Here is a 13,897-nt window from a genome sequence, read left to right on the forward strand (position 1 = left end):
GAAGGGCTCTCGTCATGGCAACCACCTCGTGCGACGTGGCCATCGTCGGCGCCGGGCTCGGCGGCTGTTTCCTCGCACTGCTGCTGCGCCGCCGCGGGCAGCGCGTCGTCGTCATCGAGCAGGGACCTTCGATCCCCAGCGCGGGCGCCGACTTCCTCAAGCCCCCCGGCCTGCGGGTGCTGGCCCGCCACGGGCTGGCCGAGCTCGTCGAGCGCCACGGCCTGCGGCGCGACCTCATCCGCTACTACCACGACGGCGAGCCGATCAGGGAGTGCCGCTTCCCCGACGGGGGCTTCCTCATCCGCCCCTACCGCGAGCTGGTCGAGCTCATCTACGCCTGCTGCGCGATGGAGGGCGTCGAGTTCTGCTTCGACGCCGCCATCGAGCACGTCGAGCGCGACGGCGACCGCATCGAGCTGCTGACGCTGTCCGACGGCAGCCGGCTGCGCGCCGACGTGGTCGTGGGCGCCGACGGCACCAGGTCGGCCGTCCGCCGGGCGCTCGACATCGACCAGGTCACCATGCCCTACGACCGGCTGCTGATGCGGGTGGCCACCGTGCCGCTGAGCGCCAGCGTGGCCCGGCTCAACCGGCTCTACTTCAGCTCCGGCGGCTGGCTCGCCTACCTCTACCCGCTCGACAAGGACCAGGCCAGAGTGTTCGTCGGCCTGCCCCCCGAGCAGGACGACGAGGTCTTCGGCCGGGGCGCCGCCGGCCTGCCCGACCTGCTGAAGGGCTTCGTCACCGACAGCACCGACGCCTTCGCCTCCCTGCAGGCGGCCGCCTGGCAGCCGATCAGGGTCTCGTCGCTGCGGGTGGAGGCGTACCACAGGGGCAATGCCGCGCTGCTCGGCTCGGCGGCCTTCGCCTGCCACCCCATGACCGGCATGGGCATGAGCTACACCCTGTACGACGCCGAGATCCTGGCCGACGTCATCTCCGCGGCCGGCGGCGACCTGCCGCTGCTGGACAAGCTGCTCCAGGCCCGCTACGAGCCGCGCCGGCAGGCCCACCGGCAGCTCATCGACTACGGCGACGCCCTGGCCGCCACGTTCCACGACCGCCGGGCGTACCTGCGGGCCTTCCGTGCCGACCTGCACATCTACGGCGACGAGGCCGCGCCGCGCACCGCTCCGGCGTTGCAGCCGATCTGACCCCGCCGCCCTCCGGGAGGCCCCGGCGCGCCCGCCTCAGAGCCGTGCGGGCGGGGCGGCCGGGCCCCGGTAGGGCAGGGTCTGGCTGTAGACGATGCTGGTCGTGGTGCTGCCGAACCGGGCCAGCTCGTCGATGACGCGTTCGAGGTGGGGCATCGAGCCGGCCGCCACCTTCAGCGTGTAGCAGTCCTCCCCGGTGGTGCGCAGGCATTCGAGGATCTCCGGGCGCTCGCCGAGCAGGCGGCGCAGCGGCTCGTGCCGGCTGCCGGGGTACTTCAGCCGCACGACGGCCAGCACGCCGAACCCGACCTTGCCCAGATCGACCTCCGCCCGGTAGCCGGCGATGACGCCCAGCGCCTCCAGCCGCCTGACCCGCTCGGTCGTCGCCGAGGCGCTGAGGTTGACCCGGCGGCCCAGCTCGGTCAGCGGCAGGCGGCCCTCCCGCTGGAGCTCCGCCAGGATCGCCCAGTCGGTGTCGTCGAGATCCTCGGCCATCCGGCGAATATACCGGCAGATCCACGGCGATCCCCGCCCTACGCCGTGAGCGCGGCCTTCAGCCCGGCGGGACGGCCTGGATAGCCTTCGGTGTCATGAGAATCGGCGTGAACGTACCGAACTTCGGGCCCGGCACCGACCCGGCCACGCTGCGGCGATGGGCGCAGACCGTCGAGGGCCTCGGCTACGACCTGCTGATGATCTCCGACCACGTCGCGATCACGCCCGACGTCGCCGCGCAGTACCCGGGACCCTTCTACGAGCCGTTCACCACGCTGTCCTGGCTGGCCGGGATCACCACGCGGGTCAGGCTCGGCACCTCGGTGCTCATCGTGCCGTACCGGCATCCGCTGGTGACGGCCCGGATGGCGGCCAACCTCGACCGGTTCAGCGGCGGCCGGCTGGTGCTCGGCGTGGGCATCGGCTGGGCGCGGCAGGAGTTCGACGCGCTCGGGGTGCCGTTCGAGCGGCGCGGACGGCTGACCGACGACCACCTGCTGGCCATGCGCGCCGCCTGGTCCGCCACGGACGACTACCGCGCCGGGCCCATCCCGTTCTGGGTCGGCGGCAACGGCGAGGCCGGCCTGCGCCGCGCCGTACGGCTGGGCCAGGCCTGGCACCCCCTGCGCAACACCCTGCCCTGGCTGCGCGAGGCCGCCGGGCGGCTGTCGGACGTCGCCGCCGAGCTCGGCCGCCCGGTGCCCGCGTTCGCGCCCCGCATCCTGCTGCGGCTGACCGCCGAGCCGGTCACCGGCCCCGGCCGCCACGCCGGGGAGGGCACCCTCGACCAGATCCTGGCCGACCTCGACGCGCTGCGGCGGCTGGGCGCCGACACCGTCGTGCTCGACCCGTTCGCCGGCGACCCCGCCGAGACGCTGCACCCCCAGACGGCCTGGCACGCGCTCGCGGCCGTGGCCGCCCACTGGAACCTCGAATCCCACGACCTCGAATCCCCCGACCCGTCCAAGGAGGACGACGATGACCCCCGATGACGAGACCCTGCTGCGCCGGGCCATCGAGCTGGCCGCCCGCGCCCGCGCGAACGGCGAGGCCCCCTTCGGCTCGCTGCTGGCCGGCCCCGGCGGCGAGGTGCTGGCCGAGGAGCACAACACGGTACTCGGCGACCGCGACATCTCCGCCCACCCGGAGCTGAAGCTCGCCCGCTGGGCCGCCCGCGAGCTGACCCCGGAGGCCGCGGCCGCCACCACCATGTACACCAGCTGCCAGCCGTGCGGCATGTGCGCCGGCGCCATCGAACGCTCCGGCCTCGGCCGCGTGGTCTACGCCCTGTCGAACGAGCAGCTCGCCGGCCTCAAGACCGGCCCCGGCTGGCCGCACGTCCCGCAGGAGGGCCCGGCCCTGTACGCCGAGGCCAGCGCGCCGCTGGAGGGCTACTACCGCTGACCCGCGCGGCCCGGCCGGCGGCCGCCGATGGTAGGGCCTGCCCCACCAACAGGACGGGTGACAGCGGGGGTCCGCCGGAAGGCCGCCGCCGCGATGCTGAGGAGTGATCACGCCCGCCTCACCAGCATCGGAGAGAACCTTGACCGTGGTGGAAACCCCTCGCGCCGCGCCCCGGGGGAGCGACTTCGCGCAACTGTCGCGCCGCATCGCCCAGGCGGGGCTGATGGAGCGGCGGCCCGCCTACTACGCGATCAGGATCGGCCTGGTGGCCGCCCTGTTCGCCGGAGGGTGGACGCTGTTCGCCGCGGTCGGCGACTCCTGGTGGCAGCTCGGCGTCGCGGCGCTGTTGGCCGTCGCCTTCGCCCAGGTCACGCTGCTGGCCCACGACCTGGCGCACGGCCAGGTGTTCCGGTCGCGGCGGCGCAGCAGGATCGCCGGGCTGGTGGTGGGCAACCTGACCGTCGGGCTCAGCTACGGCTGGTGGATGGACAAGCACACCCGCCACCACGCCAACCCCAACCACGAGGACCACGACCCCGACGTCGCGCCCGACATCCTCATCTGGTCGCGGCGGCAGGCCGAGGCCAGCCGCGGGCTGCCGCGCTTCATCGGCAGGTGGCAGGCGTTCCTGTTCTTCCCCCTGCTCACCCTTGAGGGCCTGAACCTGAAGGTGGCCGGCTTCCGCGCGCTGCGCAGGGTGAAGGGCGGACGCACCGAGGGGCTGCTGCTCGTCGCGCACAACCTGGCCTACCTGGCGGGGGTGTTCGCGGTGCTGCCGCCGGGCAAGGCGCTCGTCTTCCTCGCCGTGCACCAGGCCTGCTACGGCGTGTACCTGGGCTGCACGTTCGCGCCCAACCACAAGGGCATGCCGGTGCTCACCGCCGAGGACTCCCTGGACTTCCTCCGCCGCCAGGTGCTGACCTCCAGGAACGTGCGCGGCGGCCGGATCATGAACGTCGCGCTCGGCGGGCTCAACTACCAGATCGAGCACCACCTGTTCCCCGGCATGCCCTCGGCCAACCTGCGCCGCGCCCGGCCCATCGTGCGCGAGTACTGCCGCGAGCTCGGCGTCGAGTACGTCGAGTGCGGGCTCGTCGAGTCGTGGGCCCAGGCCATGCGGCACCTGCACGACGTCGGGGCGCCGCTGCGCGCCCCTCAGGAGGTGACCACCAGCTCCAGGCCCTCGTGATCCTCCCGGATCTCGTGACCGGCGCCGGCCAGGACCATCCGCAGCGCGAGCAGGACCGCGGTGCGGATGGTCGCGTACTTCACCAGGCGGGCCGCGGTGTCGGTGCCGGCCGGCCCCCAGACGATCACCACCCCGCGGGACGGGTCGTGCCAGACGGTGAGCCCCCCGTCGACCGGCAGCAGGGACGGTTCGACGTTGAAACCCGCGTCGGTCAGCTCCTGCCGGACCACCAGTTCCAGATCCGGCCCATCGCCTCGGGCGAAGTCCATCAGAATCCGCTGCCCCCGCACGGACACGCCGAACGCGCCGCCTGGTAAGTGTGGCGGTTGTGTAAGGATGGCGGCTGTGACCGCCGCGTCAGTCTGGCTGCGTCTGTCGCGGGCCGTCGTGTTCGCGACGGTCTGCGGCTTCGTGTCCGCGACGGGGCACCTGCTGGCCGGTGGCGGGGCCGTCCCGCTCTGGGGCGGCGCGCTCGGGGTGCTGGCCGCCCTCGCCGCCGCGGCCACGATCAGCGGCCGCGAGCGCGGCCCTGCGGCGATCCTGGCCGCCACCACGCTCACCCAGCTCGTGCTGCACCAGCTCTTCGAACGCCTCGCGCCCGCCACGGGCGCCGCCGCCGCGCACGGCCATCCCGCGCCCGCCATGGCGCTGGTCCACCTCACCGTGGCCGCGCTGACGGCGTGGTGGCTGCACCGTGGCGAGCGCGCGCTGTGGCTGATGATCCGCCTGTCCGCCGCGCCGCCCGCGATCCTCGGCCCGCTGCCGCTCGGGCCGGTCGAGGTTCCGGTCGGGCCGCGCCGCCCCGGCGGGCGTCCCGCGGCGTACGCCGACGTCCCCACTCCGATGGGCAGGACCGCCTGCCGCACGGTCACCCGGCGAGGACCACCCCGGCGGCTCCGCCTCCGCTGAAAGTCCCGCGTCCGGCTCAGGACGCGTCCTCGTCCGATCCTTGACCTTCCGTGCCCGGACGGCGCCCCCGCGCCGGTCCGGCCGTCCGCATCCGGAGTTGCGATGAAACCCTCCTGGCCCTTCCGCCTGGCCGTACTCGTCTGCGCGGCCCTCCTGGCGCTGCTGCCGTCCACCGCGGCGCTCGCCCACGACACGCTCAAGAGCAGCTCACCGGCCAAGAACGCGCAGGTGTCCGCGATCGAGCGGATCGAGCTGGAGTTCAACGCCCACGTCCAGTTCCCCTTCGTGGTGCTGCACGACGCGGCGGGCAAGGCCGTCGAGGTCGGCAAGCCCCGCGTCGACGGGCCCAAGGTGGCCGCCGACGTGCCCCGGCAGCCCGCGCCCGGTTCGTACGTGATCGCCTGGCGTGTCGTGTCCTCGGACGGACATCCGATCGAGGGCGAAATCCCGTTCGTCATGAAAGGATCTAGTTCTCAACCGGCAGTGGCGTCCTCGCCCGTCGAGGAACGGCCCGCCGCGACGGGCGTCCCCGGCTGGATCTGGGGCGGGCTGGCGGTGCTCGTCGTGCTGGGCGCGTTCCTCCTGATCAGGGGCGCGCGGCGCGGCCCTGACCGGGAGGACGTGGATGCTGGTTGAGCGGGCCAGGCAGCTCGCGCGGCAGTGGGTGCTCGACGAGGGCGCCCGCCTGCCCGGGTTCGAGGGGGCGTTCCTGACCGGGTCCGCGCTGTGGGCGGCCCCGGGCACGGAGCTGGGCCCCACGTCCGACGTGGACGTGATGGTGCTGGCCGACCCGCCGCCCGCGATCGGCAAGTTCCGCTACGAGGGCGTCCTGCTGGAGGTCTCCGGCATCGCCCGCATCGGCTCCACCCACGAGGTGCTGAGCGACTACCACCTGGCCGGCAGCTTCCACCTGCCCGGCGTGCTGGCCGACCCGACCGGGCGGCTCGGCGAGATCCAGCGCCTGGTGGCCCGCGACTTCGCCGAGCGGCCCTGGATCATCGCCCGCTGCACGCAGGCGATGGACCGGGTGCGCGGCTGGATCAACTCCATGGACGAGAACGCGCCCGTCCCCGAGCAGGTGGCGTCCTGGCTGTTCGGCACGGGCGTGACCACGCACGTCCTGCTGGTCGCCGGGCTGCGCAACCCGACCGTGCGCCGCCGGTACGCCGCCGTGCGCGAGCTGCTGGCCGGGCACGGCCGGCTCGACTGGCACGAGCACCTGCTCGAACTGCTGGGCTGCGCGCGGATGACCCGGCAGCGGGTGGAGCGGCACCTGGCGGCCCTGGAGACGGTCTTCGACGCGACGGCCGGGCTGGAGGCGTCCTCCTATCGCTTCGCCTCCGACATCTCGCCGCAGGCGCGTCCGGTGGCCATCGACGGCAGCCGCGAGCTCGTCGCCGCCGGGCTCCACCGGGAGGCGGTGTTCTGGCTGGTCGCCACGTACGCGCGCTGCCTGGACAAACGCGCCGCCGCCGGCGCGCCGGGCGGGTACGAGGAGGGCTTCCAGGAGCTGTTGGCCGACCTCGGCGCCGAGACGTTCGCCGACCGGCGCCGCCGCGGCGACCACGTGCTGGCCGCCCTGCCCAGCCTGTGGCAGACGGCCATGGCGCTGTGCTGACGGCGTCCCGCGGCCCCCGGCTCAGGTCCGGCGCAGTGAGCGGGTCAGACCGGCGGCGATGGTCGTGGCCAGCACCCAGCCGGCCATGATCAGTCCCCAGGCCAGCCACTGCGCGCCCCCTTGCGGGTTGTAGGCCTTCTCCTGCCCGAGGTCGATGATCGGCAGCAGCAGGTCGAGGGTGTAGACCAGCGCGTGGAACGGCGGCGCCTCGCCCGGCTTCAGCGGCGGCGGCACGTCGAGCCCGAACACGACCGTGCCCGCGGCCAGCAGCGCGGCCAGCCAGGCCGCCGCGCGCAGGGGGCGGAAGCCGTAGCCGACGGTGGCGTCCTGGAGGTGGCCCCAGAAGCGGGCGTACCAGGGGAGCGCGGCGCGGCGTCGCCGCTGGCCGGCCAGCAGCGTCTCGCGGGCGTCGGCGTCGCCGCCGAGCCGCCGGTACATCGCGGCGAGCTGCTCGTAGGCGCCCGGCAGGTAGCCGTCGGGGTCGGTACGCAGCCAGCGCAGCCGCCCGGCCGCCGGCAGCATGGGGTCGAGCACCTCGTACGACAGCCCGTCCATGCGCATCGCCCGCGGCCACCCGGCGGGGTCGTCACGCAGGACGCCGATCCGCGCGTACCGTAACTCCACCACCCCCTCGACCGGCGCGGCCGTGCGCAGCGCCAGCTCGCGGGCCTCCAGCCGCCAGCACTTCAGCGCCACCTCGCCGGGCGCGGCCAGGGTGGCGCCGTCGAGGCACAGGCGGCTGCCGACCTGGGCGCTGGTCAGCCTGATCCGGCCGCGGGCGGAGAAGCCGTCGCAGAGGTTGAGCACCTTGCCCACCGACAGGCCGTTGGCCGACAGCGCCGCTCCGCCGGGATTGACCAGGGTCGCGCCCTCGAAGTGCGCCGGTCCGGTGACCGTGGCGTCGAGCAGGCTGAACTCGCCCTCGGCGCGCAGCCCTCGCCAGGCCAGCAGCGAGCCGTTCACGGTGAGGCCGTCGGCGGCGACCACCACGCCGCCCGGGGCGCTCAGCCGCGCGCCCTCCAGGCCGAGGGTGCCGACGACGACCGAGCGGTTGAGGCGCACCTGCCCCTCGGCCGTCAGCCCGGCCAGGAAGAGCCCCGCCTCGGCGTTGAGCCCGGTGGCGCGCAGCGCGAGCCCGCCCGGCCGCCGGATGCGCGAGCCGCGTAACGTGAGCGGGCCGGACACGCGGGCGAACCGCAGGCTGACCTCGCCGTCGGCCTCCATGTCCCGCGCGAACAGCCCGACCTGGACGATCACGTTGGACGCCTCCAGGGCCGTGCCGCCCGGCGCGTTGAGTCGGGCGCCGTCCAGCTCGACCGCGCCGCCGATCCGGGCGGAGGCCAGGACGAGCGTGCCGTCGCAGGCGAAGCCGTCCTGGGCGCGCAGGTGGCCGGCCACGTCGAGGTGCTCGCCGTTGAGCGCCGTGCCCGCCGGGTGGCTCAGGCGGGCGCAGTTGAGCACGAGGTTGCCGCTGATCCGGCCGCCGGGCAGCCGCAGCTCGCCGGTGACGTGGCTGCCCGCCAGCCGCAGGTTGCCCTCGACCTGGACGTTCGAGGCGGTCAGTCCGGGCAGCAGGGAGCCGCTGAAGCTGAGGAAGCGGGTGCGGGCGTGGTAGAGGTCGGGGGCGGCGTCGAAGGCGCAGCCCTGGAAGGTGACGGGGAAGGGCAGCTCGGCGAAGGCCAGGTTGAGCGCGCCCGTGATCCTCGCCCCCGCCAGGATCAGCCGTGGCTGGGCGGCGGGCTCGTCGAACCCGCCGAGCAGCAGCCCGGCCAGCGCCTCGCCGCGGACCGTGCGGCCGGCGTCCCAGGACGCGGCCGTGGCCGGGTCGTCGGCGGCGGGGTCGCCGGTGCGCAGGTCGACGGCGCGGCCGTGGGCGAGCGCGGCGGCCACGGCCCGCTCGGCGTCGTTGAGATCGGCGATCGGCACCCCGCCATCATCGCCGACCCCGCCTCAGGAACCGACCTCAAGGGCCTTCGCTCAGGAGCGGACCTCAAGGGCCTCCGCTCAGGAGCGGACCTCCAGGCCCAGGGCCTCGGCGATGACCGTGGCCTGGACGGGGTCGATGACCGCCTTCTTGAGCGTGACCGTGTGCGGGTCGAGCGTGCTCAGGTCGCTGCCGCGCAGGTCGCAGCCGGTGAGGTCGGCGCCGTGCAGCCAGGCCCCCGACAGGTCGGCCCGGCGCAGCTCGGCCCCGGCCAGCCGGGCCCCGGTCAGGTCGGCCTCCCGCAGCCGGACGCCGTGGAAGGCGCTGCCGCGCAGGTCGGCGCCGGGCAGCCCGGTGTAGGACCAGTCGCCGCCGTCGACCTTCAGCAGCCCGAAGGTGCAGCCGTCGAACATGCTGCCGGTCAGCTTGCACCCCCTGAACGTGGCGTCGAACAGGGAGCACCGGCTGAACAGGCAGTTGAGGAAGCGCGCGTCCTCGTGGACGGAGACGTTGAGCCGCACGTTCCTGAACGTGCACTCCTCGAACGAGGCCCCCTGGTCGACCAGCTCGGTCAGGTCGACGCCCTGGAACAGGACCCGGTGGAAGGTCTCACCGGCGATCTCCGTCCTGTCCCAGTCGTCGGCGTGGATCGTCGTCTCGATCGGGGGCGCGGGCACCCCGTGCTTACGGTCGGCCATGCGAACAAACTAGCGGATCACGCCTTGTTCGCGATGGCCGTGATGAGCGGCTGGACGAGCTTGGCCGCCAGCGGCCCGAACGCCGCCAGGATCAGCACGTACGCCGCCGCCAGGGCTCCGAGGTCGGGATGGGCCCCGGCGCCGACCGCCAGACCGGCGATGACGATGTTGAACTCGCCGCGCGGGATGAGGGCGATGCCCGCCCGCGCCTGACCGGCCTTGCCGATGCCCGCCCGTCTGGCCGCGTACGCGCCCGTCAGCAGCTTGGTCACCATGCTCACCAGCGCCAGCAGCGCGGCCAGCCCCGCCACCGGCAGGATCTTGGCCGGATCGGTCTGCAACCCGAAGAACACGAAGAACACCGCCGCGAACAGGTCGCGCAGCGGCGCGAGCAGCGCCTGCGCGTCGTGCGCGAGCTGCCCCGACAGCGCGATCCCGACCAGGAACGCGCCGACCGCCGCCGAGACCTGCAGCTGCTGGGCCAGCCCGGCCACCAGCAGCGCCAGCCCGACCACCTTCAGCAGCAGCACCTCGGAGTTGGGGCTGGACACGAACGCCTCGATGAAGCGCCCGAAGCGCAGCGCCACGACGAGCACGACGCTCACCGTGCCGAGCGCGATGCCGACCGAGATCGCCCCGCTGACCAGGCTCAGGCCCGCCAGCAGCGTGGTGAGGACCGGCAGGTAGACCGCCATGGTCAGGTCCTCGAACACCAGCAGGGACAACACCGTCGGCGTCTCCCTGTTACCGATCCACCCCAGATCGGACAGCACCTTGGCGGTGATGCCGGAGGAGGTGGCGTAGGTGACGCCCGCCATGGCCACCGCCGCGACCGGCCCCCAGCCCAGCAGCAAGGCGCAGATCGCGCCGGGGGCGGCGTTCAGCACGAGGTCGACGATGCCGGCCCGCGCGTTGCTCGTGAGGCTGGTGACCAGTTCGTCGGCGTTGTACTCCAGACCGAGCGTCAGCAGCAGCAGGACGACGCCCAGCTCCGCGCCGACCGAGATGAACTCCTCGCTGGTCGCCAGCGGCAGCACGCCGCCCGTGCCGAACGCCAGACCGGCGATCAGGTAGAGCGGGATCGGTGAGATGCCGACGCGCAGCGCGAGCGCGCCCAATACCCCCAGACCTAGAAGAACAGCACCGAATTCGAGAAAGATGACCGCGGTTTCGTGCACCCGCGGCCCTACCCGTCAGCCAGGATGCCGGCGACTTCCGCGGTGCTGTCCGCGCTTCCCACCACGACCACGACGTCGCCCTCGCCGAAGACGAAGTCGGGACCGGGGCTGGCGAACACCTGGCCGCCGCGGACCACGGCGACGATGGAGGCGCTGGTACGGGTCCTGACCCGCGCCTCGCCCATGGTGCGCCCGGCGTAGGGGGAGCCGGACGGGATGGGGAGCTGGACGCTGACCAGGCCCTCGACCTGCTGGTGCAGCTGGTTGAGCCGCTGGACGATGCGGGGGGCGCCGAGGAGCTCGGCCAGGGCGTCGGCCTCCTCGTCGTTCAGCTTGACCGTCTGACAGGCGCGGTCGGGGTCGTCCTTGTCGTAGATCACCAGGTCGCGACGGCCGGTGCGGTGCGAGACGATGCCTACTCGCTGGCCGGCGCGGGTGGTGAAATCGTGCCGGAGTCCGATGCCCGGCAACGCTGTCTGCTCAACCTCCACCTATCCCACCCATCCAAAAAATACGCATATTTTCGGACAACACTACCAATGGTCGCCGCCTCTCCGACCTCCTCGAATCCCGCCCATGAGCCGTCCCGCGCCCTCCCGGCCGCCCGCGACGCCGCCCGCCCGGCCTGCGCCGGAACAGGCGGCGGGGGACAGGCGGCGCGGGACAGGCGGCACGGGAACGGGCGGCGCGGACAGGCGATGCGGGAGCGGGCGGCACGGGGACAGGCCGCGCGGGAACCGGCGGCGCGGGCCGGACGCGGGTGGGAAGATGCCGGGGACGTTGCCGCGGGAGAGGCGAGACGAAGCGATGCCGACCACTTCCCCCATCCGGCTGCTGCTCGTGGAGGACCACGCGATGGTGGCCGAGGCCATCGGCCTGGCGCTCGGCCGGGCGCCGGGCATCGAGGTAGTGGCGCAGGCGGGCACGGTCGCCGCCGCCCTCGCCGCGGCCGCCCACAGCCGGCCCGACGTCGTGGTGCTCGACCGGCGGCTGCCCGACGGCGACGGCGTCGAGGCGATCGGCCGGTTCGCGGCGGTCGCGCCCGAGGCCCGGGTGCTGGTGCTCACCGGGGAGGCCACCGCCTCGGTCGCCGCCCGGGTGGTGGAGGCGGGCGGGGCGGGCCTGCTGGTGAAGTCGTCCAGGCTGGAGGAGCTGGAGTCGGCGGTGCGCGAGGTGGCCGCCGGCGGCGTGGTGTTTGCGCCCGGCCTGCTGCCCGGCGTGCTCGACCGGCTGACCGGCCGGGTGCGGAGCCCGGGTACGGCGCTGACCGCGCGCGAGCGCGAGACGCTGCGGCTGCTGGCCGAAGGAGCGAGCACGGTCGAGATCGGCGCGCGGCTCGGCGTGGCCCGCAACACCGCGCGCAACCACGTCCAGCACGTCCTGGAGAAGCTCGGGGCCCGCTCCAAGCTGGAGGCCGTGGCCGTCGCGCGACGGGAAGGGCTGCTCGACTGACGCAGATGCACCAGAGGGCGTCCCTCATCCGCACCGGAAGAAGTGGTTCCGCTGCGTCTCGTGATCAACCCTGTACTGCCCGACAGTAGGAGGATGGGCAGTTTCGCGGCGCCGTACCAGGTGGACACCCGGCTGCCGGAAGAGATGGGCAGCATCACCGCGGCCCGTCAGAGAGCACGTGAGGTGCTGGCCGAGTGCGGCTACCTCGGGCGCCGCGAGGACGTCCTGCTCGTGGTCTCCGAGCTGGTGACCAACGCGCTGGTGCACGGCGACGGCCCGCCCGCCTTACGCATCCGCTGCACCCCCTCCCACGTGCGGATCGAGGTGCGCGACCGCGGCGCCCGCCTGCCCGAGCCGCGCGAGCCGGGGCCCGACAACGGCTGGGGCCTGCACGTCATCGAGCTGCTGTCCACCGGCTGGGGCGTCTCCCGCGCCGACGAAGCCGACGAAGGCGACCAAGCCGACGAAGGCGGGGAAGCCGGGGAGAGCGGGGAAGGCGGCAAGGTGGTGTGGTGCGAGCTGGCGCCCCACGTCGTCGCGCCCGCCCAGGAGCGCTCCAGGGCATGATCGAGTTTCGGTCTTCCGCCGGGCCGTGCGAAGCTGCAGTATGCCCGGTCAAGACAGGCAGTCAGAGGACATCCAGCTGCTCGTCCGCAGCGTCGTCGACTACTCGATCTGTCTCCTCGACCCCGCGGGCCATGTGACCAGCTGGAACGCCGGCGCCGAGCGCATCAAGGGCTACCGGGCCGAGGAGATCATCGGCCGCCACTTCTCGGTGTTCTACCCGCCCGAGGCGGTCGCGGCCGGCCGTCCGGAACAGCTGCTGGGCCGCGCGGCGGCGGCCGGCCGGGTGGCCGACGAGGGCTGGCGGGTGCGCAAGGACGGCGCCCGGTTCTGGGCGCGCGTGGTCATCACCGCCTTGCGCGACGAGCGGGGCCTGCTGCGCGGGTTCGGCAAGGTCACCGGCGACCTGACCGAGCGCCGCCTGGCCGAGCAGGCGATGCGCGACAGCGAGGAGCGCTTCCGCCTGCTGGTCCAGAACGTCGTCGACTACGCCATCTTCATGCTCGACGCCCAGGGCCGGATCGTGAGCTGGAACGCCGGCGCCGAGCGCATCAAGGGCTACCACGCCGAGGAGATCATCGGCCGCCACTTCTCGGTCTTCTACCCGCCCGAGGACGTCGCGGCCGGCAAACCCGCCATGGAGCTGGAGGTCGCCGTCGCCGACGGCCGGTGGGAGGAGGAGGGCTGGCGCGTCCGCAAGGACGGCACCAGGTTCTGGGCCAGCGTGGTCATCACCGCCCTGCACGACGACCGCGGCGAGCTGCGCGGGTTCGGCAAGGTCACCCGCGACCTGACCGAGCGCCGCAACGTGTCCCGCGCCCTCGACGAACGCGGCATCGGCGAGGCCGTCGAGGCCGCCGTCGCCCGCCTGCGCGACCTGACCTTCGAGCTGCGCCCGCCGGCCCTCGACGAGGAGGGCCTGGTCGAGGGCCTGGCCGGCTACCTGCGGCAGGTGACGGCCGGCACCGGGCTGTCGTTCGAGATCGACCACCGCCTCGACGCCGACCCGCCGCCCGAGGCCGCCGTCACCATCTTCCGGATCTGCCAGGAGGCGATCACCAACGTGCGCAAGCACGCCCGCGCCACCTCGATCAGGCTCTCGCTGGTCTCGCTCGACCGCGGCGTGCACGTGCGCGTCGCCGACGACGGCGCCGGGCTGCCGCCGGGCGCCGAGGGGCCGCTGCGGCACTTCGGGCTGATCGAGATGCGCGAACGGGCCGAGATCGCGGGCGGCTGGTGGAGCCTGACCGACCGGCCGGGGGCCGGCACCATCGTGGACTTCTGGGTCCCGGCCGTCCCGCACGCCTGACCG

The 13,897-nt window shown here is 73.8% G+C and carries 16 protein-coding genes; 10 read left to right on the top strand and 6 right to left on the bottom strand.

Going from position 1 to position 13,897, the window contains the following annotated elements; genetic code table 11:
* Positions 1-14 precede the first annotated feature (14 nt).
* A complete protein-coding gene (locus ACIBST_RS21075) occupies positions 15-1,154 on the top strand; it encodes an FAD-dependent oxidoreductase (RefSeq protein WP_397173761.1) in 1,140 nt (379 codons plus the stop codon).
* A 36-nt stretch (positions 1,155-1,190) separates the two neighbouring features.
* Here the strand turns inward: ACIBST_RS21075 and ACIBST_RS21080 are convergent, their stop codons facing one another.
* Positions 1,191-1,649: an Lrp/AsnC family transcriptional regulator gene (locus ACIBST_RS21080; protein WP_358286255.1), complete on the bottom strand. Its 459-nt coding sequence runs from the start codon at positions 1,647-1,649 to the stop codon at positions 1,191-1,193.
* Between the two features lie 95 nt (positions 1,650-1,744).
* Between ACIBST_RS21080 and ACIBST_RS21085 the strand changes: the two genes are divergently transcribed.
* The 3 genes from ACIBST_RS21085 (at position 1,745) to ACIBST_RS21095 (ending at position 4,242) form a co-directional block, all read left to right on the top strand.
* Entirely contained in the window at positions 1,745-2,641 is an 897-nt protein-coding gene (locus ACIBST_RS21085; RefSeq protein WP_397173763.1) for an LLM class flavin-dependent oxidoreductase, read from the top strand.
* Positions 2,628-3,053 (top strand): nucleoside deaminase, encoded by a 426-nt coding sequence (locus ACIBST_RS21090; RefSeq protein WP_357976749.1) that lies wholly within the window; start codon positions 2,628-2,630, stop codon positions 3,051-3,053. The genes ACIBST_RS21085 and ACIBST_RS21090 overlap by 14 nt, the downstream gene beginning before the upstream one ends.
* A 223-nt stretch (positions 3,054-3,276) precedes the next feature.
* Positions 3,277-4,242: a fatty acid desaturase family protein gene (locus ACIBST_RS21095; RefSeq protein WP_397174254.1), complete on the top strand. Its 966-nt coding sequence runs from the start codon at positions 3,277-3,279 to the stop codon at positions 4,240-4,242.
* Here ACIBST_RS21095 and ACIBST_RS21100 read toward each other — a convergent pair.
* The gene (locus tag ACIBST_RS21100) at positions 4,209-4,511 is read right to left on the bottom strand and encodes a hypothetical protein (protein ID WP_397173764.1); all 303 of its coding nucleotides are present in this window, start codon (positions 4,509-4,511) and stop codon (positions 4,209-4,211) included. The two genes, ACIBST_RS21095 and ACIBST_RS21100, sit on opposite strands and share 34 nt — an antisense overlap.
* 76 nt (positions 4,512-4,587) lie before the next feature.
* Here ACIBST_RS21100 and ACIBST_RS21105 point away from each other — a divergent pair, with 76 nt between their 5' ends.
* The 3 genes from ACIBST_RS21105 to ACIBST_RS21115 all read left to right on the top strand — a co-directional run bounded on the left by ACIBST_RS21105 (position 4,588) and on the right by ACIBST_RS21115 (position 6,769).
* A complete protein-coding gene (locus tag ACIBST_RS21105; RefSeq protein WP_397173766.1) occupies positions 4,588-5,151 on the top strand; it encodes an MFS transporter in 564 nt (187 codons plus the stop codon).
* Positions 5,152-5,253: 102 nt separating this feature from the next.
* On the top strand, positions 5,254-5,787 hold the full coding sequence (locus tag ACIBST_RS21110) for a copper resistance protein CopC (RefSeq protein ID WP_397173768.1): 534 nt from the start codon (positions 5,254-5,256) through the stop codon (positions 5,785-5,787).
* A complete protein-coding gene (locus ACIBST_RS21115; protein WP_397173770.1) occupies positions 5,777-6,769 on the top strand; it encodes a hypothetical protein in 993 nt (330 codons plus the stop codon). The genes ACIBST_RS21110 and ACIBST_RS21115 overlap by 11 nt, the downstream gene beginning before the upstream one ends.
* Before the next feature lie 21 nt (positions 6,770-6,790).
* Here the strand turns inward: ACIBST_RS21115 and ACIBST_RS21120 are convergent, their stop codons facing one another.
* The 4 genes from ACIBST_RS21120 to ACIBST_RS21135 all read right to left on the bottom strand — a co-directional run bounded on the left by ACIBST_RS21120 (position 6,791) and on the right by ACIBST_RS21135 (position 11,060).
* A complete protein-coding gene (locus ACIBST_RS21120; protein ID WP_397173772.1) occupies positions 6,791-8,695 on the bottom strand; it encodes a hypothetical protein in 1,905 nt (634 codons plus the stop codon).
* Between the two features lie 78 nt (positions 8,696-8,773).
* Positions 8,774-9,391, bottom strand: a complete 618-nt coding sequence (locus tag ACIBST_RS21125; protein WP_397173773.1) for a pentapeptide repeat-containing protein — start codon at positions 9,389-9,391, stop codon at positions 8,774-8,776.
* A gap of 17 nt (positions 9,392-9,408) precedes the next feature.
* Positions 9,409-10,569: a cation:proton antiporter gene (locus ACIBST_RS21130; protein WP_358286270.1), complete on the bottom strand. Its 1,161-nt coding sequence runs from the start codon at positions 10,567-10,569 to the stop codon at positions 9,409-9,411.
* An 8-nt stretch (positions 10,570-10,577) separates the two neighbouring features.
* The gene (locus tag ACIBST_RS21135; RefSeq protein ID WP_358010494.1) at positions 10,578-11,060 is read right to left on the bottom strand and encodes a cation:proton antiporter regulatory subunit; all 483 of its coding nucleotides are present in this window, start codon (positions 11,058-11,060) and stop codon (positions 10,578-10,580) included.
* Positions 11,061-11,376: 316 nt separating this feature from the next.
* Between ACIBST_RS21135 and ACIBST_RS21140 the strand changes: the two genes are divergently transcribed.
* The 3 genes from ACIBST_RS21140 (at position 11,377) to ACIBST_RS21150 (ending at position 13,894) form a co-directional block, all read left to right on the top strand.
* The gene (locus ACIBST_RS21140; RefSeq protein WP_397173775.1) at positions 11,377-12,021 is read left to right on the top strand and encodes a response regulator; all 645 of its coding nucleotides are present in this window, start codon (positions 11,377-11,379) and stop codon (positions 12,019-12,021) included.
* Between the two features lie 93 nt (positions 12,022-12,114).
* Positions 12,115-12,588 (top strand): ATP-binding protein, encoded by a 474-nt coding sequence (locus tag ACIBST_RS21145; RefSeq protein ID WP_397173777.1) that lies wholly within the window; start codon positions 12,115-12,117, stop codon positions 12,586-12,588.
* A 40-nt stretch (positions 12,589-12,628) separates the two neighbouring features.
* Positions 12,629-13,894 carry a PAS domain S-box protein gene (locus ACIBST_RS21150; RefSeq protein ID WP_397173778.1) on the top strand — a complete coding sequence of 422 codons (1,266 nt, stop codon included), beginning with the start codon at positions 12,629-12,631 and terminating at the stop codon, positions 13,892-13,894.
* The last annotated feature ends 3 nt before the right edge of the window (positions 13,895-13,897 follow it).

It is taken from the genome of Nonomuraea sp. NPDC049684 (assembly GCF_044465345.1).
In the GTDB taxonomy this organism is placed as follows: domain Bacteria; phylum Actinomycetota; class Actinomycetes; order Streptosporangiales; family Streptosporangiaceae; genus Nonomuraea.